Annotated in this window: 19 protein-coding genes and 1 tRNA gene; 12 read left to right on the top strand and 8 right to left on the bottom strand. The window is 69.4% G+C overall.

Annotated elements, in window-relative coordinates; translation table 11 throughout:
• Positions 1–39: 39 nt before the first annotated feature.
• Positions 40–960, bottom strand: coding sequence for a DUF2637 domain-containing protein (locus ACIBEJ_RS17945; RefSeq protein ID WP_397183835.1), 921 nt, complete (start codon positions 958–960; stop codon positions 40–42).
• A gap of 55 nt (positions 961–1,015) precedes the next feature.
• On the opposite strand from ACIBEJ_RS17945, the gene ACIBEJ_RS17940 reads away from it, so the two are divergent.
• From ACIBEJ_RS17940 to ACIBEJ_RS17925, 4 genes are all read left to right on the top strand, one after another.
• The gene (locus ACIBEJ_RS17940) at positions 1,016–1,402 is read left to right on the top strand and encodes a PPOX class F420-dependent oxidoreductase (protein ID WP_397183834.1); all 387 of its coding nucleotides are present in this window, start codon (positions 1,016–1,018) and stop codon (positions 1,400–1,402) included.
• Between the two features lie 42 nt (positions 1,403–1,444).
• Positions 1,445–2,836 (top strand): cysteine--tRNA ligase, encoded by a 1,392-nt coding sequence (gene cysS / locus ACIBEJ_RS17935; RefSeq protein ID WP_397183833.1) that lies wholly within the window; start codon positions 1,445–1,447, stop codon positions 2,834–2,836.
• Between the two features lie 23 nt (positions 2,837–2,859).
• Entirely contained in the window at positions 2,860–3,822 is a 963-nt protein-coding gene (gene rlmB, locus ACIBEJ_RS17930; RefSeq protein ID WP_397183832.1) for a 23S rRNA (guanosine(2251)-2'-O)-methyltransferase RlmB, read from the top strand.
• A gap of 21 nt (positions 3,823–3,843) precedes the next feature.
• Positions 3,844–3,916: transfer RNA gene (locus tag ACIBEJ_RS17925), tRNA-Thr, on the top strand.
• Positions 3,917–4,061: 145 nt separating this feature from the next.
• Here the strand turns inward: ACIBEJ_RS17925 and ACIBEJ_RS17920 are convergent.
• Entirely contained in the window at positions 4,062–5,081 is a 1,020-nt protein-coding gene (locus tag ACIBEJ_RS17920; protein ID WP_397183831.1) for an ankyrin repeat domain-containing protein, read from the bottom strand.
• A gap of 69 nt (positions 5,082–5,150) precedes the next feature.
• On the opposite strand from ACIBEJ_RS17920, the gene ACIBEJ_RS17915 reads away from it, so the two are divergent.
• Both ACIBEJ_RS17915 and ACIBEJ_RS17910 read left to right on the top strand, forming a co-directional pair.
• Positions 5,151–5,393, top strand: coding sequence for a hypothetical protein (locus ACIBEJ_RS17915; protein WP_397183830.1), 243 nt, complete (start codon positions 5,151–5,153; stop codon positions 5,391–5,393).
• Positions 5,394–5,653: 260 nt separating this feature from the next.
• Positions 5,654–5,968, top strand: coding sequence for a hypothetical protein (locus ACIBEJ_RS17910; RefSeq protein WP_397184337.1), 315 nt, complete (start codon positions 5,654–5,656; stop codon positions 5,966–5,968).
• A gap of 185 nt (positions 5,969–6,153) precedes the next feature.
• On the opposite strand, the gene ACIBEJ_RS17905 is transcribed toward ACIBEJ_RS17910, so the two are convergent.
• From ACIBEJ_RS17905 to ACIBEJ_RS17895, 3 genes are all read right to left on the bottom strand, one after another.
• Positions 6,154–7,749 (bottom strand): GMC oxidoreductase, encoded by a 1,596-nt coding sequence (locus ACIBEJ_RS17905; RefSeq protein ID WP_397183829.1) that lies wholly within the window; start codon positions 7,747–7,749, stop codon positions 6,154–6,156.
• A gap of 349 nt (positions 7,750–8,098) precedes the next feature.
• A complete protein-coding gene (locus ACIBEJ_RS17900) occupies positions 8,099–8,596 on the bottom strand; it encodes a carboxymuconolactone decarboxylase family protein (RefSeq protein ID WP_397183828.1) in 498 nt (165 codons plus the stop codon).
• 60 nt (positions 8,597–8,656) lie between these two features.
• Positions 8,657–9,718, bottom strand: a complete 1,062-nt coding sequence (locus ACIBEJ_RS17895; protein ID WP_397183827.1) for a dihydrodipicolinate reductase — start codon at positions 9,716–9,718, stop codon at positions 8,657–8,659.
• A gap of 67 nt (positions 9,719–9,785) precedes the next feature.
• Between ACIBEJ_RS17895 and ACIBEJ_RS17890 the strand changes: the two genes are divergently transcribed.
• Positions 9,786–10,148 (top strand): MerR family transcriptional regulator, encoded by a 363-nt coding sequence (locus ACIBEJ_RS17890; RefSeq protein ID WP_397183826.1) that lies wholly within the window; start codon positions 9,786–9,788, stop codon positions 10,146–10,148.
• Positions 10,149–10,912: 764 nt separating this feature from the next.
• Here the strand turns inward: ACIBEJ_RS17890 and ACIBEJ_RS17885 are convergent.
• Both ACIBEJ_RS17885 and ACIBEJ_RS17880 read right to left on the bottom strand, forming a co-directional pair.
• The gene (locus tag ACIBEJ_RS17885; protein ID WP_397183825.1) at positions 10,913–11,281 is read right to left on the bottom strand and encodes a ClpX C4-type zinc finger protein; all 369 of its coding nucleotides are present in this window, start codon (positions 11,279–11,281) and stop codon (positions 10,913–10,915) included.
• 17 nt (positions 11,282–11,298) lie between these two features.
• Positions 11,299–11,637 (bottom strand): hypothetical protein, encoded by a 339-nt coding sequence (locus ACIBEJ_RS17880; protein WP_397183824.1) that lies wholly within the window; start codon positions 11,635–11,637, stop codon positions 11,299–11,301.
• A 312-nt stretch (positions 11,638–11,949) separates the two neighbouring features.
• Between ACIBEJ_RS17880 and ACIBEJ_RS17875 the strand changes: the two genes are divergently transcribed.
• The 4 genes from ACIBEJ_RS17875 (at position 11,950) to ACIBEJ_RS17860 (ending at position 16,358) form a co-directional block, all read left to right on the top strand.
• Positions 11,950–13,770, top strand: coding sequence for a glycosyltransferase family 2 protein (locus ACIBEJ_RS17875; protein ID WP_397183823.1), 1,821 nt, complete (start codon positions 11,950–11,952; stop codon positions 13,768–13,770).
• 76 nt (positions 13,771–13,846) lie between these two features.
• Entirely contained in the window at positions 13,847–14,857 is a 1,011-nt protein-coding gene (locus ACIBEJ_RS17870; RefSeq protein ID WP_397183822.1) for an energy-coupling factor ABC transporter permease, read from the top strand.
• Positions 14,858–14,859: 2 nt separating this feature from the next.
• A complete protein-coding gene (gene cbiQ / locus ACIBEJ_RS17865) occupies positions 14,860–15,618 on the top strand; it encodes a cobalt ECF transporter T component CbiQ (RefSeq protein ID WP_397183821.1) in 759 nt (252 codons plus the stop codon).
• Positions 15,615–16,358, top strand: a complete 744-nt coding sequence (locus tag ACIBEJ_RS17860) for an energy-coupling factor ABC transporter ATP-binding protein (protein ID WP_397183820.1) — start codon at positions 15,615–15,617, stop codon at positions 16,356–16,358. The genes cbiQ and ACIBEJ_RS17860 overlap by 4 nt, the downstream gene beginning before the upstream one ends.
• Here ACIBEJ_RS17860 and ACIBEJ_RS17855 read toward each other — a convergent pair.
• Positions 16,336–17,352, bottom strand: a complete 1,017-nt coding sequence (locus ACIBEJ_RS17855) for a potassium channel family protein (protein ID WP_397183819.1) — start codon at positions 17,350–17,352, stop codon at positions 16,336–16,338. The two genes, ACIBEJ_RS17860 and ACIBEJ_RS17855, sit on opposite strands and share 23 nt — an antisense overlap.
• 77 nt (positions 17,353–17,429) lie before the next feature.
• On the opposite strand from ACIBEJ_RS17855, the gene ACIBEJ_RS17850 reads away from it, so the two are divergent.
• A complete protein-coding gene (locus tag ACIBEJ_RS17850; RefSeq protein WP_397183818.1) occupies positions 17,430–17,768 on the top strand; it encodes an STAS domain-containing protein in 339 nt (112 codons plus the stop codon).
• Positions 17,769–17,775: the final 7 nt, after the last annotated feature.

Below are 17,775 nucleotides of genomic sequence, written 5' to 3'. Positions count from 1 at the left end.
CCATCTACGTCAGGGGGCTGTGAGCATACGGTCAAACTTTCATTCCTCGGGAGGTAACGGGGTGCTTCGCATGCGTCCCGAGGGGGCGGGAGACTCCTCGCGCTCGCTCTCGTCGGCCTGTTCCGGGCCGTGGCCGGGGTCGGGGGTCTCCTCCTCCTCTTCCTCCCTGAACACCCGCACCGGCTGGGTGTCGGCGTCGCGGTCGGTGACCTCGGGGGTTCTGGGGTGGACGAGCACGTCGGTCGGCTTGACCCGATCACCCCAGCGGACGGGCTGGGGTTCCGGCTTCTCCGGCTCGGGCTCCGGTTCGGGCTCGGGCTCGGGCTCTGGTTGGGGCTCCGGGTCCGGCTCCGGTTCCGGTTCCGGTTTTGCCTCCGGTTCCGGTTTTGGCTCCGGTTCCGGTTTTGGCTCTGGGGCCGACCAGCGGGTGACGCGCTCCGACAGCGGTGGCGGCTGCTCCTCCTCCTGCTTCTGTGGCTCGGGTCGGTGGAAGGGCACGATGTCCGGTTCGGGCTCCGCCTCCTCCGGTACGGCGCCGCGTCGCGCCTGCACGTGCTTGATCAGGAGCAGCCACAACCACAGCGCCACGGCCAGCATGATCCAGGGGGCGAGGGCCACGCCCAGGGCGGCCTGCCGTACGTCGAAGGAGAAGCGCAGCGCCGTCGCGACGTTGACCGCCGCGGCCGCGACGATCAGCAGCACGAGCGCCGCCGCGGCCTGGGCGCGCACCAGCGGGCGGGCCGCGCGCAGCAGCAGGACGGCGATCAGCGCGACCGCGAGCACCGCGTCGAACGCGGCCGGATACAGGAACGCGAGATCGGGCCTGGCCTCGCCGAGGATGGCCAGTTCGCGCAGGTCGTCGAAGGAAAGGGCACAGGCGGCGCCGGTCAGGGCGGCCACCGCGAGTCCGGCGAGGGCGAGGCCCAGGCGGCGCAACGTGGAGGGGGGAGTCACTTCCATGGCGTTTTCGAGACTACAGAAGAATGGGTGAGAGCAAGCGATCAAGGGAGATTCCATGGCAGAGCTGTCCGACGAGGTGCGCAGGCTGTTCGACGGCCCCAACTACGCCACCGTGACCAGCATCAATCCGGACGGCGGGCCGCAGTCGTCGGTCATCTGGGTGCGCACGGACGGCGACGACATCCTGTTCTCGACCATCAAGGGGCGGCGCAAGCCGCGCAACTACCTGCGCGACCCCCGCACCAGCATTCTCGTCATCGACCCGGACAACCCGTTCCGCTACGCCGAGGTGCGCGGCGCGGTCACGCTGGAGGACGACCCGTCGGGCGACCTCATTCAGGAGCTTTCCCGCAAATACACCGGCGGGCCCTGGAAGGAGCACGCGGGCGCGGAGCGGCTGATCGTCCGGGTACGTCCGGAGAAGGTCTTTCTCAGAGGCTGATTGTCGGCCTGCGACACCACCCGAGGCGTTAGCCTTTCTTCCGTGAGCCTGCACCTTTACGACACCAGCACGCGCGCCATCCGTGAATTCGTTCCGGTCGAAGCCGGCCGGGCGTCGATTTACCTGTGTGGGGCCACCGTGCAGGCGCCTCCGCACGTCGGTCACATCCGTTCCGGCGTCAACTTCGACGTGCTCAGGCGCTGGCTGACGCGCTCCGGCTACGACGTGACCTTCTGCCGCAACGTCACCGACATCGACGACAAGATCATCAGGGTGTCGGCCGAGGAGGGCGTGCCCTGGTTCGTCGTGGCCGAGCGCAACCAGCGCGCCTTCACCTGGGCCTACGACACGCTGGGCTGCCTTCCGCCCACCGTCGAGCCGCGCGCCACCGGCCACGTGCCCGAGATGATCACGCTGATGGAGCGGCTGATCGAGCGCGGCCACGCCTACGCCTCGGGCGGCGACGTCTACTTCGACGTGCGCTCCTACGCCGACCGCTACGGCTCGCTGTCGAACCAGCGGCTGGAGAACATGCGGCCCGCCTTCGACTGCGACGACGACTCCCACAAGCGCGACCCGCGCGACTTCGCCCTGTGGAAGGGCGAGAAGCCGGGCGAGCCGACCTGGCCGACGCCGTTCGGACCCGGGCGGCCCGGCTGGCACCTGGAGTGCTCGGCCATGGTCACCAAGTACCTCGGCCCCACCTTCGACATCCACGGCGGCGGGCTCGACCTGATCTTCCCGCACCACGAGAACGAGATCGCCCAGTCGCAGGCCGCCGGAGACGGCTTCGCCCGCTACTGGATGCACAACGGCATGCTCAAGATCGGCGCCGAGAAGATGAGCAAGTCGCTGGGCAACTCGCTGCTCATCCCCGACCTGGTGAAGAAGGTGCGGCCGGTCGAGCTGCGCTACTACCTGGCCGTGCCGCACTACCGCTCCTCCATCGACTACTCGGAGGAGGCGCTGCTGGAGGCGGCAGCGGCGTACCAGCGCATCGAGGGCTTCGTGACCAGGGCCGCGGAGGTCATCCACGACGTGGACGCCGACGCGCCCCTTCCCCAGGCGTTCGTCGACGCCCTCAACGACGACCTCGGCACCCCGCAGGCCGTGGCCGTCATCCACGAGGTCGTCAGGGAGGGCAACGTCGCGCTGTCCAAGGGCGACAAGGAGGCGGTGGCCCGCCTGCTGGCCGAGACCCAGAACATGCTGGACGTCCTCGGCCTCGACCCCCGCTCGCCCCAGTGGCGCACCGGCGGCTCCGACCTCAAGCCCGTCGTCGACGCGCTGGTGGCGGTGGCGCTTGAGCAGCGCAAGTCGGCCAGGGAGCGCAAGGACTACGCCGCCGCCGACGCCATCCGCGACCAGCTCACCGCCCTCGGCATCGTCGTCGAGGACACCCCGCACGGCCCGCGCTGGGAACTGGCGCGCTGATTTCCCCCGGTACCCTTGGTCCCATGGCAGCAGGTGGTAGAGCGTCCGGTCGACCGGCGAAGAAGAAGGGCCCGGCCAAGGGCACCGGTGGGCAGAAGCGGCGCAGCCTGGAGGGCAAGGGCGCGACGCCGCCCGCCCACATGCGCCACTGGTTCAAGGACAAGTCCCGCGAGGAGCGCATCGCCCGCGAGTCCAAGGGCGGCGCCTCCTCCCGGCAGCCGGCCCGCCAGCGCCGCTCGGAGGACGCCCCCGAGTACATCGGCGGCCGCAACCCGGTCCTGGAGGCGATGCTGGCCGGTGTCCCCGCCAGCGCCCTCTACGTCGCCCAGCGCATGGAGAACGACGACCGCGTCCGCGACTCCATCAAGATCGCGGCCGAGCAGGGCATCGCCCTGCTGGAGGTCAGCCGCGAGAAGCTCGACCGCCTGACCGAAGGCGCCGTCCACCAGGGCATCGCCCTCCAGATCCCCGCCTACGACTACGCCCACCCGGCCGAACTGGTCACGCTGGCCGAGGAGGCCGCCGAGATCCCGCTGATCGTGGCCCTGGACGGCGTCACCGACCCCCGCAACCTGGGCGCGATCGCCCGCTCCGCCACCGCCTTCGGCGCCCACGGCCTGCTCATCCCCTCCCGCCGCTCGGCCGGGGTGACCGGCGGCGCCTGGAAGACCTCCGCCGGAACCCTCGCCAACCTCCGCGTCGCCCGCGCCGCCAACCTCACGGCGGCGCTGCGCGAGTACCGGGAGGCTGGGCTGTTCGTGGTCGGGCTCGACGGCTCCGGGGATGTCTCCATCGCGGACGTCTCGCTCTTCACCGAGCCGCTGGTGGTCGTGGTGGGGTCGGAAGGGAAGGGGTTGTCCCGGTTGGTACGGGAGCAGTGTGATGCGCTGGCCAGGATTCCCATGCGGGCTGCGGCCGAGTCGTTGAATGCTGGGGTGGCGGCTGGGGTTACCTTGTACGAGGTGGCTCGTCATCGGAGCGGGTGAGCGTCTACACTGGTGGGCCGTGCCGACGTAGCTCAATCGGCAGAGCATCTGTCTTGTAAACAGAAGGTCAGGGGTTCGATTCCCCTCGTCGGCTCTGCGCTGTGAAGCCTCTGAACCGGGTGTCTTCGGTTCAGAGGCTTCCTGTTTGTCAGGACAATGTGGCGATCTTGCTAACACGGTGAATCGCCAGCGCCGCCGTTGCGGCCTGTTCGTGGATGACGGGGGCGTACGTTCGTACGTCAGGCTTGGCGGTCCCGTTCGGGCAGGCGTAGCCAGGCATCCGGTGCGGTGATCGGCTGGGCGTCCATCAGGTGCAGTCCTGCGCCGGCGCAGCAGAACGCCACAGGGTGGTCGCGGTAGAGGTGGGCGGCGAGGATGCTGTCGGCCTCAGCGTCAGGGGGAACCATGTAGGCGCTGTCCGGCTCCCAGGCGACGACCGCGCCGTCTCGGGCGAGGTGGCCGAAGATGCCGCCTTTGGGGTTGGAGTACATGCTGTAGCAGACCGTGCCCTGTGCGACGCGCTCGATGACGCCGGGTGCGGACGGGGTGGGGCCCCAGGGTTGGGCGATGACGCAGCCGCCGGGCACATCCGTGATGCCGACGATCATGTCGGCATCCGGGACGTTCCACGGGGCCTCGTAAAGCACGTCGATGTCCACGTTGTCGGCAGGTGTGGCTTCCAGGCGCGCTGCGGCCTCGGCCGCGCTGATATCGGCCACGCAGGCGAGGCTCAGGCCGTCGTGATAGAGGTCTCCCAGGGCGGGGATCAGGCGGTTGGCTTCTGCCGCGGCGGCGGCCTCGGCCTTGGACAGGCCGATCTCCGGCGAGGGGGCGGGGAAGAGGCCGGGGGTGGGGCCGGCAAGGCTGAGACGGCCTGGGGACCAGCCGCCCATCATGGGACGCCACGGGTCCGCTCCGGCGGTGAGAAGGGCTCGGGCGTTGTCCGCGCGCCCTTCGAAGACGGCCATCCACAGCGCGGTACGGCCTCGATGTTCGGCGTCGACGTCGTCAACCCGCATGGCCAGTTCGGCGACCACCTCAGGCGATCCCTGCTCGGCCGCGACGTGTAGCGGCCTGTCGAAGTCGCGTACGCCGGAGTTGGGATCAGCGCCCGCGGCGAGCCGGTCACGGATCAAATCGAGGTCTGACCACCCGTCATAGCCGACGATCCACCATCCGACGTCGCCGGTAGCAGCCATGACACTCCTCGGATGACTCAGGACGGGCGCACCATTGAGCATGACCCACGGGGCCGACATTTTTGATCGGTACCTTGCGGGGCAAGGGGGCACCGCCTCGGTAGGGTCCGGCGACCTCACGTCATGATCTTGCCGGCACTGATCTTGTACGGCCGGCCAACGGAACCGGGCATCCCTTTTGAGCGTTCTCCGGGCATGACCAGCCCTCAACTCGTCTGCCCCCTCTGTCGGAACACCGAATTCCAGCAGGAGGAAGGGCGGCTCGACAGCCGGTGGGGGATCACCTCTCACCGCATGACGCTGATGATCTGCACGAGGTGCCGTTACATCCTGCACTTCTACGACAAGCACTCAATCTTCGACTTCGACTGACAAGCCCATGGGCTGTCACTGTTAGGAAGGTTTCTAAAGAGAAAAGCAGGCCGGCTGGGTATTGAACTCTGCATTGGGTCTGGTCGGGGGTGCTATGGGCGCGTACGGTGACGACACGCCTGGGGTGTCCTGCCTGGCCGTTGTTGGGCGGTTTGGTGGGCTCCTCACGGTGATGGGGACCCCGGCGGTTACGGCCGAGGGCGTAGAAGGGCTCACCCGCCCGTCGGTGATCGGGCGGGTGAGCCCGACTGTGGTCGGCGTTGCGGATGGTGCGCACGGGAAATGCCAAGGAAGATGTACGGCGGGCAGACCTTGCACCGGCACTGACATGCGAAAATGGTCAAATGGGGGATAGGGAAGAAATCTATCTTCGGGTAGACCCAAACGATTCGCTGCGCGACGAGTATGACGACCTTTTCGTCAGGACCCAGCCGGGGGTACTGGAGCATCGGGAGTATCTCGCGGGCCGCTACTGGATCGTCTTCCGGGATACTGGGCAGACCCGAGACGGCACCGATGGCAACATCGTGCGCATTTTCGAACTGACGACGAAGGTCGTACGCACCGCGCACTAGCTGAAAGTGGGCGTGTCACGTCTTTCCGGGCAGATGGCACTTGTGGCGCATCTTGCCATTCACCTGCGAACTCGTGGTGCGGGTGGGGAAGATGATGGCATCCGCTGGCCCCGGTCAAGGGAATAGCGGACACCCCCGGCTCAGGCGATCTTGCAGATTCATAACCTGGGCCGGGGGTGGCTTGATCAGAGATCAGTGGCGATGATTCTGTCGATGTTGCGTTCGGCCAGTGCGGTGATGGTGACGAACGGGTTCACGCTGGTGTTGCCTGGGATGAGCGCGCCGTCGATGACGTACAGGCCGGGGTAGGCTGTCAGCCGCCCGTAGTTGTCGGTGGCCTTGTTGAGTACGGCTCCGCCGAGCGGGTGATACGTGAGATGATCGCCCCAGATCTTGTAGACGCCGAAGAGGTCAGTCCGGTAGATCGTGCCCTCTTTCGAGTTGATCTTGTCGAAGATCGTTTTGGCCATGTCGATGGACGGCTGTTTCCAGGAAGTCTGCCAGCTCAGATCCACCGAACTCGTCGCGGAGTTCCACGTGAACGCGGCCCTGTTCGGGTTCTTGGTGATCGAGAGATAGAACGAGGCGAACGTTTCGATTCCCGTCGGCAGCGGCGCGACCTCGGCGAAGGCGCCGCCCGCCGACCAGTTGTCTATGCCTGAGCACGGAATCGTCGACTGGAGTTTGCCGGTCGGGTCCCACAGGTGATTGGCGCGGCCGCACATGACGTTGCCGTTGTCGCCCCAGCCCTTGCCGATCTCGTTGTTCAGGTTGGGTAACGCGCCGGTGGCCTTCAGCTTCACCAGAAGCTTGCTGGTGCCGACGCTGCCCGCCGCGAAGAAGACGCGGTCGGCGGTGACGGTCTTGGTGGCGGTGGTGGCGCCACCGGTGTCGAGCTGATCGATGACGACGGTGTAGCCGCCGCCGGAGGCGGGGGTGACGGAAGTGACCTTGTGGAGAGCGGAGATGGTGACCCTGCCGGTCGCCCTGGCGCGGGCCAGGTAGGTCTGTTGCAGGGATTTCTTGCCGTGGTTGTTGCCGTAGAGGATCTCGCCGGCGAGGGCTGACTTGGTGGCCGTGCCCGCTGCCTCCCGCTTCATGTAGTCCCAGTCGTAGACGTCGGGAACGAAGACGAACGGGAAGCCCGAGCGCTGCGCGTGTTTACGGCCCACGCGCGAGTACTGATAGCAGGCGGTGGTGTCGAACCATGCGGGATCGATGAGGCCCACGCCGAGCCCGGAGTTGGCGCGGGGGTAGTAGGTGGCGTACATCTCGTCGGCGTTCACGGAGGGGAGCACCGAGGCGAAGTTCTCGCGCTTGGGGGTCACGGCCATGCCGCCGTTCACCAGGGAGCCGCCGCCGACGCCGCGGCCCTGGTAGACGGTGATGCCGCTGAACTCCTCGGCGTCGAGGATGCCCGTGTAGCGAGGGATGTCGCGGTCGATGGGGAAGCCGAGGAAGTAGTTGAGGGGGGCCTTGGTGCGCGTGCGCAGCCAGTAGGAGCGGTAGTCGGGGGAGAGCGTGCTGCAGAAGATCTTGCCATCGGGGCCTGGCGTGTCCCACGCCATCCCCATTTCCACCATGTGTACGGCCACGCCCGCCTCCGCCAGGCGAAGGGCGGCGACGGCTCCGCCGTACCCGGTGCCGATCACCAGGGCGGGCACGCGCTCGCCTGAGGTGATGACGGCGGCGCGCGCGGCGGGGGCGCGACCGGCCAGGACCGCGGCGCCCAGGAGAGAACCGGTTCCAGCGATGAAGCCACGACGGGAGACACCCGACATGTATCACTCCTCACTCTCGACGGATTCGCGCCTTTACATCACTCGGTGCGAGCGGGCCTGCTCCAGGTCGGCTCGGTGGGCGGGGGCTCGCACGGGTTTCGCTCGGTGGCGGGCGGGGGCTGGCGCCCGTTCAGCTCTGTGGTGGGGCGGAGCTCTTGCGTGTCTGGGCCTGTGGTGGGCTGGGGTGTTTGTGCGCGGGGGCCTGTGGTGGGGTGGGGTGTTTGCGCGCGGGGGGTTGTGGTGGGGTGGAGCGCTTGTGCGTGGGGGGTTGCGGTTGGACGGGGCGCTTGTGCGTGGGGGCCTTTGGTGGGGTGGGGTGCTTGGGTGTTCGGGGTCGCGGTCCTGGCGCTCACTTCCTGGCGGGGGAGGCTCCGCTGGGAAGCTTGCAGACGGTGTCGAGGCCGAGCACCCGGTTGAGACGGCCGAACGCCAGCCAGGAGCCGATGCTCATGCTCAGTTCGACGATCTCGAGCTGGGTGTAGTGGGCCGTCATCCGGTCCCAGAAGTCCTCGTCGAGGGAGTGGTGGTCGACGGCGTAGCGTTCGGCGTACTCGGCGGCCAGGCGGGTGCGCTCGTCGAAGGCGTCGGTGGTGCGCCAGTCGGTCACGGCGTCGGCGAAGGTGTCCTCGACCTTCTCCCCGTCGCGCTCGGTCCGCCAGTCCAGGCAGAAGACGCAGCCGTTGATCTGTGCGATCCGCAGCCGGGCCGCCTCGAACTCGCGCAGCCCGAGCGTGGTGTGGGCGTACACCGACAGCGAGAAGTGGGAGGCGGCCGGGCCGATTCCGGGCACCATCTCGCCCCAGACGTACTCGATGGCGTCCTTGCCCTCGGGGATGTCGATCCTCATGTCAGCCTTCCCGGGTCCGAGAGCTCGGCGGCGATGCGGCGTCGCCGGGAACGTCGGTTCTCATGTCAGTCTTCCCGGCCTGAGGGGGATGTCGAGGGCGTCGTAGAGGCCGGGTTCGGCGGCCAGGAGCCAGTCGATGGCGCCGATCAGCCTGCCGACCGCGGTGGCGTTGCCGCCTGCGGAGCGGTTGCCGTCCTCGTCGGTGGCCTCGATGGTGACCTCGATGCGGGGGCGGCCCTCGATGACCACGCGGTGTGCGCCGACGCCGTCCGGCGGCGTGGGCCAGTCGGGCGCGCAGGAGGCGTGGATGCGGGTGACGTGTTCGATCACGATGCGGGGCGCGCCGCCGACGACTCCCTGCACCTCGAAGCGGACGGCGCCCTGCGTGCCGGCCTCGAACTTGCCCATCGTCGTGGTGCTCACCGTCGCGTCGAGCGCGCGCCGGTCGACGCTCTCGCGGATCTCGTCGAGCTGTACGCCGAGCGCGTGGGCCATGAGCCGTATCTGCCCGCCCCAGACCATCGACGGGATCGTGGGCGCGAGCATGGGCGGCTCGTAGTCCATCGGCTGGCCCATGCCCACGATGTAGCGGACGGAGTCCTCCTGGTCGTAGGTGGAGTAGTCGAAGATCTCCTGGCAGCGGATGACGTCCACGACGGAGCCGAGCCCGCTGATCAGCAGCGGCAGCACGTCGTTGCCCCAGCCGGGGTCGACGCCGGAGACGAACAGCGAGCCGCCGCCCTCGGCGATGGCCGACAGCACGGGGTCGCGGAGTTCGGGTGGGGCGTTGCGCTGGTCGTAGAGGGCGTAGAGGGAGGGGGTGACGACGACGGCGCCGGCCCGGATGGCCCTGACGATGTCGGCGAGCGCCTCGTCCGGGCGGATTTCCCCGGAGGCGGCGTACACGACGGCGTCCGGCCGGGCCCCCAACGCCGCTTCGGCGTCGGCGCTCGCGGTGACGCCGAGATCGCGGCCGAGGCCGGCGAGCTGCCCGGCGTCCTGGCCGACCTTGTCGGGGTTGTGGACGATGACTGCGGCGAGTTCCAGGGCCGGGTTGGCCTCGACGGCTCGGATGGCCGCTCGGCCGACATTGCCGGTACCCCAGACCATCGTGGAGACCATGGGCGGAGCGTAGCAAGCGCTTGGTTCGGTGTACAGGGCCTACCATCGAGGGCGGAGGGGGATGGAGATGAGGATCGGCGAACTGGCCAGACGGGCCGGTGTGAGCGAGCGGTCGCTGCGTTACTACGAGCAGCAGGGGCTGCTGGTGGCCGGCCGCACGCCCGGCGGGCACCGCGACTATCCCGAGAGCGCGGTCGATCGGGTGATCCGAATCCAGGAGCTGTTCGCCGCCGGTCTCCACAGCAAGAAGATCGCGCGGGTGCTGCCCTGTATGCGCGACTCCGACGGCGGCCCTGCGGCGATCGCCACTCCGGCGTTGGTGGACGAACTCACGCTGGAGCGCGAGCGGATCGACCGGATGATCGCCGACCTGGTCCGTTCCCGCGAGGTCCTCGACGACGTGATCGCCACAGCCTCGGACAACGCCTGACGACACGACTCTGGCCCCGACTTGGGTTTGCGGTCGGGGCTTTGGGATGCCAATGGCGGGTTCCGGCTGCCTGGGGTGCCGGAGTGCGCTTCCACCACCTCCAGCCCTGGCTCCATACCTGGGCGGCCGGACCACACACCCCCACCCCCTGAGCAACCGGACCACGCACCCCACCTAGCCCAGTTCGCCACCGGTGACCTGAGTGGGTGGGGCGGTGGCGCGTGGAACGGCGAAGGCGCGGGTGGGTGGAGTGGCGAAGTCGCGGGTGGAGAAGCGGTGTGTGGGTGGGGTGGTGAAGGCGGGTCAGGGCTGGGTGGGGCGGTGGGGCGTGGAACGGCGATGGCGAGGGTGGGGGAGCGGCGGGGCTTGGGGTGGGGTGGCGGGCGCGGGTGTGGTGGGGGCGAAGGTGGGTGGGGTGGTGCACGCGTGGAACGGCGATGGCGTGGGTGGGGGGATGGGCGCGCGGGTGGGTGGAGCGGCGGAGCGTGGGTGGGTGGAGCGGTGGAGCGTGGGTGGGTGGTCCACGCGTGGGATGGCCAAGCGCGGGTGTGTTGGGTGGGTTGGGTGGCCCCTGCTCCAGCTCCCCGGGGCGGCCGGGGAGCTGGAGCCCGTTCACTCGGCGGCGAGTCGTTCTGCCTCTTCGTGCAGCACCGCGATCAGCGCCATCTCCAGCTGCAAGTCGCTGAGTTCCGGTGCCGCGAGGCCGTCAAGCACGCGCATGCGGGCCTCCCTTTGCTGGGAGACGCCTCAGCAGTCACACAGGTTTACAAGGAAGGCGCCTTGAATCTCTCCCAGGCCGACTGCCGGGTCATGCTGAGGGCGGCGCCGATGCGTTCCCAGCTCACGTTGCGCCCGCGGAGGTGGCCCACCCAGTCGCGCAGGTTGTCGTCGATCTGGGCCTGGACGGCCGCGATCTTCGGCAGGTGGTCGAGGATCTGGTCCTCGCTCATCGTCTCCCACATGGGCAGTCGCGGCTCGGTGCTCTCGGCCAGCCGTTCCTCTTCGAGGATCTGGTCGCACAGGCCCACGCAGGCGTCGCAGATGTGGACTCCGGGCCCGGCGATGAGCTTGGCGACCTCGGTGCCGTTCTTGTGGCAGAAGGAGCAGTGCAGCTTGTCTTTCCAGTCAGGCATGGCCTGACACTAGAACGTCAGGCGACTCCTGACAAGCCCTCGTCGAGCAGTGCCTTCTGCTCTTCGTGGATGCGGCAGCACAGGGTGACGTAGGCGTCGAGCACCTTGTCGTAGGCGGCGCGCGCCTGGTCGACCTGGGCGCTGAGCGCGACGATCCGCTCGGGGTCGCCCTGCCGCTCGGCGTCGGCGAGCATCATGCGCGCCTCCAGCACGATGTCCTCAGCCCTGGTCCTGGTACGGCGGAGCAGTTCCGAACATGCGTAAAGCTCCTTCAGCCGCGCTGAAGCGAGAACGTCCTCGGCCGCGTAAAGCACCTTGGCCTGGGCCACGAGCTGCTTGTAGAGACTGGTTCCCATAACCTGCCACCTCCCGGTCAAGGTTGCCTGAGTGTAGACGCGCGAGTCTTGAGCGTGGATCACGGCTCCGGCCAGGGGGTAGGGCACTGTTCCCTTCGGGGTTGTTCTTATCCTCCGGGTGGAAAAAGAGCGCCCCTGAACGGAATTCGATGCTCCGCATAGCCGCCCATTAGGGGATATGGCCGGAAATATCGGCGGTTGCGGCGGAGGAAAACGGCGCACCAAAGAGGCCGGATCGCCCACGCGAGAGCCGTCCCTCGTCACATACTGAAACGGAATGCAAGCAGATTGTGACGGCTGAGGGGCGCGGCTGTGGCTGATACGACAACGGGGTGCGACGAGGATGCGGCGGACGTCAGCGTCATCATCCCGGCCCACAACTGCCGGGCCTACCTGGACCGCTGCCTGACCTCGGCGCTGATCCAGCGCGTGAAGAAGGAGATCGTCGTCATCGACGACGGTTCCGACGACGGCAGCGCCGAACTGCTCGACCTCTACGCCGCCTACCACCGCAGCATCGTCAAGGTCGTCCACCAGCCCTGCTCCGGCGGCGCCGGGCGGCCGCGCAACGTCGGCCTCGAACACGCCACCGGCCGCTACGTCTTCTTCTGCGACGCCGACGACTACCTCGGCGCCGAGGCGCTGGAGCGCATGGTCGCGATGGCCGACCGCAACGGCTCCGACATCGTCCTCGGCCGCATCGTGGGCCATGGCAGGCGCGCGCCCGTGTCGATGTTCCAGCGCAGCGCCGACCGGGTGGAGCTGGGCGAGAGCGCCGTCTACAACAGCCTGAGCTGCTTCAAGCTGTTCCGCAGGGAGATGCTGGAGCGCCACGCGATCCGCTTCGCCGAGGACCAGCTCATCGGCGAGGACATCCAGTTCTCCGTGCACGCCTACTGCCACGCCGGGACGATCTCCGTCGTCGCCGACTACGACTGCTACCACCTGACCGCCCGCCCGGACGGCAGCAGCATCATGCAGCAGCCCGGCAGCCGCGACCCCATCTCCTGGCTCACCATGATCAGGGGCCCGATCGAGCTCATGACCCGGCACGTCGAGCCGGGCCCGCTGCGTGACCACCTGCTCAGGCGGCATTTCCGGCTCGACGCCTTCGCCCAGCTCGGCGCGCCGTTCCTGGAGGCCGACGACGTCCGGCGCAAGGACATCGCGGCCGAGGTGGCGGCGCTGTGCGACGAGTACCTGACGCCGGGCGTGGCCGAGCGGCTCACCAGCACCGACCGCCAGCGCCTGGCCGCACTCGGCGACATCGACCGGCTGCTGCGCCTGGCCGACATCGAGAGCGCGACCGTGCTGCGGCGGCTGACCGGGCTGCGGTGGGAGGCCGAGCGGCTGCTGGTCACCGGCACGGCCGGGCTGGAGGGCATGCGCGACAACGACGGCGTCTCGCTCGTGCTGCGTGCCCGGCACGACCCGGCCGGCGAGCAGGTGCTGCCCGCTGAGTGCGACAACGGCGCGTTCACCGTGCGGATCGACCCGGCCCAGCTCGCCTCCGGCGTGTGGGACGCCTACGTCGCGGTCGAGCTGGAGGGGGTGACCCGGCTGGGCCGCCTGGGCGCCAACCGCGAGGGCGGGCTGGGCAGGCCGTCGCCGCGGCTGATCGGCAACGTGGTGGCGCTGCCGTACTTCACGAGGGACAACGGCAACCTCAGCCTGGACGTCGGCGGGCACGTGCTGGCGGTGCCGGGCAGCGTGCGGATCACCAGGACGCGCTGGGGGCTGGGGCACCGGCTGCTGCTCGACGGCGAGATCACGGTCGGCGGGTCGGCGGTGGAGGCGGGAGCCGTACGCGGACTGGTGTGGAAGGAACGGCGCACGGGCAGCGAGCGGACCGAGCGCGTCACCGCGCTGCCCGGCGGGGCCTTCGCGGCGCGGCCGGCGGTGGGGCGGTTCGCGCCCGGCACCTGGGACGCCTACCTGGAGCTGGAGCTCGGCGGGCCGCCCGCGCGCTTCCGCATCGAGACCGGCGCCGTGGGCGTGCCCGCGGCGCGCCGGTGGTGGCGCGGCGCGGTGCTGCGCACCGTGCGGCCGTACGCGACCTCGGGACGCGGACGGCTGAGCACGGTCGTCCGCAAGCTGACACCCAGGGCGATTCTGCGGAGAATTCTTGGCTAAATGCCATCTATGTGCAGGTGCAAGGCGATGACCTATCGTAAGGACGTTATCCCCTCCTTACTGAGAGGCAGGAGTCGTGCACGTACCCGATGGCTTCTTCAACGCGGCAGTGTCCATCTCCGCCGGCGTCGTCGCGGCAGCGGGGGTCGCGGTCTGCCTGCGCGGCGCCCGGCGTGAGCTCGACGACCGGACCGCGCCCATGGCCGGCCTGGTGGCGGCGTTCATCTTCGCCGTCCAGATGCTGAACTTCCCGGTCGCCGCCGGCACCAGCGGACACCTGCTCGGCGGCGCGCTGGCGGCGATACTCGTCGGCCCCTACACGGGTGTGCTGTGCGTGGCCGTGGTGCTGCTGGTCCAGGGCCTGTTCTTCGCCGACGGCGGGCTGACCGCCCTCGGCGTGAACATCACCATCATGGGCATCGTGACCGTTCTGGTCGGCTGGGGCGTCTTCCGGCTGATCACTCGCTTCGCCGGCGGCAAGGGCGCGATCACGGTCGCCGCGTTCCTGGCCGCGCTCATCTCGGTGCCCGCCTCGGCGCTGGCGTTCACGGCGCTGTTCGCGATCGGCGGCACCGCGCCGATCGACGTCGGCACGGTCGCCGCGGCGATGGGCGGCGTGCACGTCCTGATCGGCATCGGCGAGGGGCTGATCACCGCGGTGACCGTCGGCGCCGTCCTGGCGGTCCGCCCCGATCTCGTGTACGGCGCGGCCGGCCTGGCCAAGCCGCTCGTGCTGCGCGGCGCCGACGGATCGACCACCGAGGTCGAGGGCGAGCAGGCGGTGGGTTCCGGCGCCGGGGTGCGGCCGTTCGTGCTGGGCGGGATCGGCGTGACGCTGATCCTGGCCGGCGTGGTCTCCTTCTTCGCCTCCTCCTCGCCCGACGGCCTGGAGCGCGTGGCCGAGGACAAGGGGTTCATCGACCAGGCCGCCGACCACCTGTTCGGCACGTGGGCGCTGGCCGACTACGGCGAGGTCGGCGGCATCCCGGTCGGGGTCGCGGGCATCATCGGGGTCGGCCTGACCCTGCTGGTGGCGGCCGGCGTCGCGTACGCGGTGCGCAGCCGTAAGGTCAGGACCGAGGCGTAGGCATGGGCGCGGGCCACCACCACCAGCTCTACCGGCCGGGCGGGTCGGCCGTGCACCGGCTGCCGCCGCAGTGCAAGCTGCTGGCGGTGCTGGCGTTCGCGATCGTGGTGGTGGCCACGCCCCGCGAGGCGTTCTGGGCGTTCGGCTGCTACGCGGCGCTGCTCGGGGTGGTGGCGGCGGTGGCGAGGGTGCCGGTGACGTTCGTGGCGCGGCGCATGGTGATCGAGCTGCCGTTCGTGCTGTTCGCCTTTCTCATCCCGGTCATCGGGCTGGGGGAGCGGATCACCGTGCTCGGCCTCTCGCTGAGCGTGCCCGGCCTCTGGGCGGCGTGGAACATCCTGGCCAAGGCCTCGCTCGGCGTGGTCGCCTCGATCCTGCTGGCCGCGACGACGGAGCCGCGGGCGATCCTCATGGGCGCGCAGCGGCTGCGGGTGCCGTCGCTGCTGGTGCAGATCGCCATGTTCATGCTGCGCTACATGGACGTGATCGTCGACGAGATGCGCAGGATGAAGGTCGCCAGGGAGTCGCGCGGGTTCGAGGCGCGCAACATGCGGCACATCCCGGTCATCGCGCGTTCGGCAGGGGCACTGTTCATCCGCTCCTACGAGCGGGGTGAGCGGGTGCACCTGGCGATGCTGAGCCGGGGGTACGACGGCCGGATGCCGGTGGTGCAGGAGCTTCCCGCGAGCGCGCGGCAGTGGGTGACCGCGCTGGCGCTGCCCGGCGGGGCGCTGGCCGTACTGGGGATGATGGTTCTGTGAACCACTCGCTGGAGGTCAAGGACCTCGCCTACGCCTACCCCGACGGGACGCAGGCGCTGTTCGGGGTGGACCTCGCCGTCGCGCGCGGCGAGCGGGTCGCGCTGCTCGGGCCCAACGGCGCGGGCAAGACCACGCTCGTCATGCACCTCAACGGCATCCTCACCGCCGGGCACGGCACCGTCACCGTCGCGGGCACCCCCGTGCGCAAGGACACGCTCAAGGAGATCCGCCAGCGTGTCGGCCTGGTGTTCCAGGACCCCGACGACCAGTTGTTCATGCCGACGGTCCGCGACGACGTCGCCTTCGGCCCCGCCAACGCCGGCCTGCGCGGAGAGGAGCTCGAACGCCGGGTCAAGGACGCGCTGGACCGGGTGGGGATGCTGGAGTTCGCCGACCGGCCGCCGCACCACCTGTCCTTCGGCCAGCGGCGGCGGGTCGCGGTCGCGACCGTGCTGGCCATGGAGCCGGAGATCCTCGTGCTCGACGAGCCGTCGTCCAACCTGGACCCGGCCGCGCGCAGGGAACTGGCCGAGATCCTGCGCTCGCTGGACGTGACCGTGCTCATGGTGACGCACGACCTGCCGTACGCGCTGGAGCTGTGCGAGCGCTCGCTGATCCTGTCGGGCGGCGTGATCGCCGCCGACGGGCCCACGCGCGCGCTGCTCGCCGACCCCGGCCTGCTCGCCGCGCACCGCCTTGAGCTGCCGTACGGCTTCGCTATACCCGCGGAACGTGGATGACGATCAGCCGGTCGTCCTCCCGCAGGGCCTGGGCCCGAGGGTCGGCGTAGGTCAGCACCTCACCGCCGCGGACCAGGGCGATGACCATGCCGTCGCCGTCGGCCGGCTTCTTGCCCACCTCCTCGGCGGTGACCGCGCGCTCGTACAGGTCCAGGCCCTTGCCGAAGACGAGGAAGTCCTCGATGAGCGCGCTGATCGCGGGGCTCTGCGTCGCCACGCCCAGCATCCGGCCGGCCGCCTCGGAGGAGGTGATGACCACGTCGGCGCCGCTCTGCCTGACCAGCGGGTCGTTCTCGGCCTCGCGCACCGCCGCGACGATGGTCGCCGAGGCGTTGAGGCTGCGCGCGGTGAGCGTGACCAGCGCCGCGGTGTCGTCGCGCTGGACGGCGATGATGATCTGGGCGGCCGTGCGGATGCGGGCGCGGTTGAGCACCTCGCTGCGGGTGGCGTCGCCGGTGACTCCGGCGAACCCGTCGGCGGTGGCCTCCTCGACCAGGGCGCGGGAGGAGTCGATCACGACGATCGACTCCTTGGGCCGCTCGTTCTCCAGCAGCGTGCGGATCGCCGAGCGGCCCTTGGTGCCGAAGCCGATGACCAGCGTGTGATCGTTCAACCTGGACCTCCAGCGTCTGATCCGGAACGCGTCGCGGGTGCGCCTGGTGAGCACCTCAAGGGTGGTGCCGACGAGGATGACCAGGAAGGCCACCCGCAGCGGCGTCACCGCCACGATGTTGACGATCCGCGCGGTGTCGGTGACCGGGGTGATGTCGCCGTAGCCGGTGGTGGAGAGCGAGACGGTGACGTAGTACAGGGCGTCGAGCAGGGAGACGGAGTCGTCGGCGTTGTCGCGGTAGCCGTCCAGGTCGATCGCGACCAGCAGGAACATGGCGGCCAGCACGCCCATGGCCAGCGCCATGCGCCGCAGCACCGCGCGCATGGGGCCGATCGGCGCGGAGGGCAGCCGAACGCCCAGCTCCGCCTCGTCCTCCCGCATAGTGGTTGATCGTAGTTTGTGCATGCCCGCTTATCGGGGATGTCCAAGTACAGTGGCTCATCGAGGAGGGGCCGAACATGAAGCTGCGGCTTGCGCGACACTCGATGGGCGACGCCGTGGTGGTGGCCGTTGAGGGTGAGCTTGACCTGTTCACCGCGCCCTTCCTGCGCGACGAGGTGCGCGATGCCATCAAGCAGGACGGCGCGCGGCTGGTGCTCGACCTGCAGCAACTGTCGTTCATGGACTCCAGCGGCCTGTCGGTGCTGATCGAGGCGTGGCGCCTGGCCACAGGTGAGGGCGGCGGCGTGTCCCTGGCCGCTCCGCAGGCGCCGGTGGCCCGCATCCTGCGTACCACCGGGCTGGACCGGCGCATCAAGGTCTACTCCGACGTGGACAGCGCCGTCGGCGGCATGTGACCGCGTT

Origin of the sequence: Nonomuraea sp. NPDC050790 (genome assembly GCF_044456745.1) — a bacterium.
GTDB lineage: Bacteria > Actinomycetota > Actinomycetes > Streptosporangiales > Streptosporangiaceae > Nonomuraea.
This window is presented reverse-complemented; position numbering and strand designations above follow the sequence as displayed.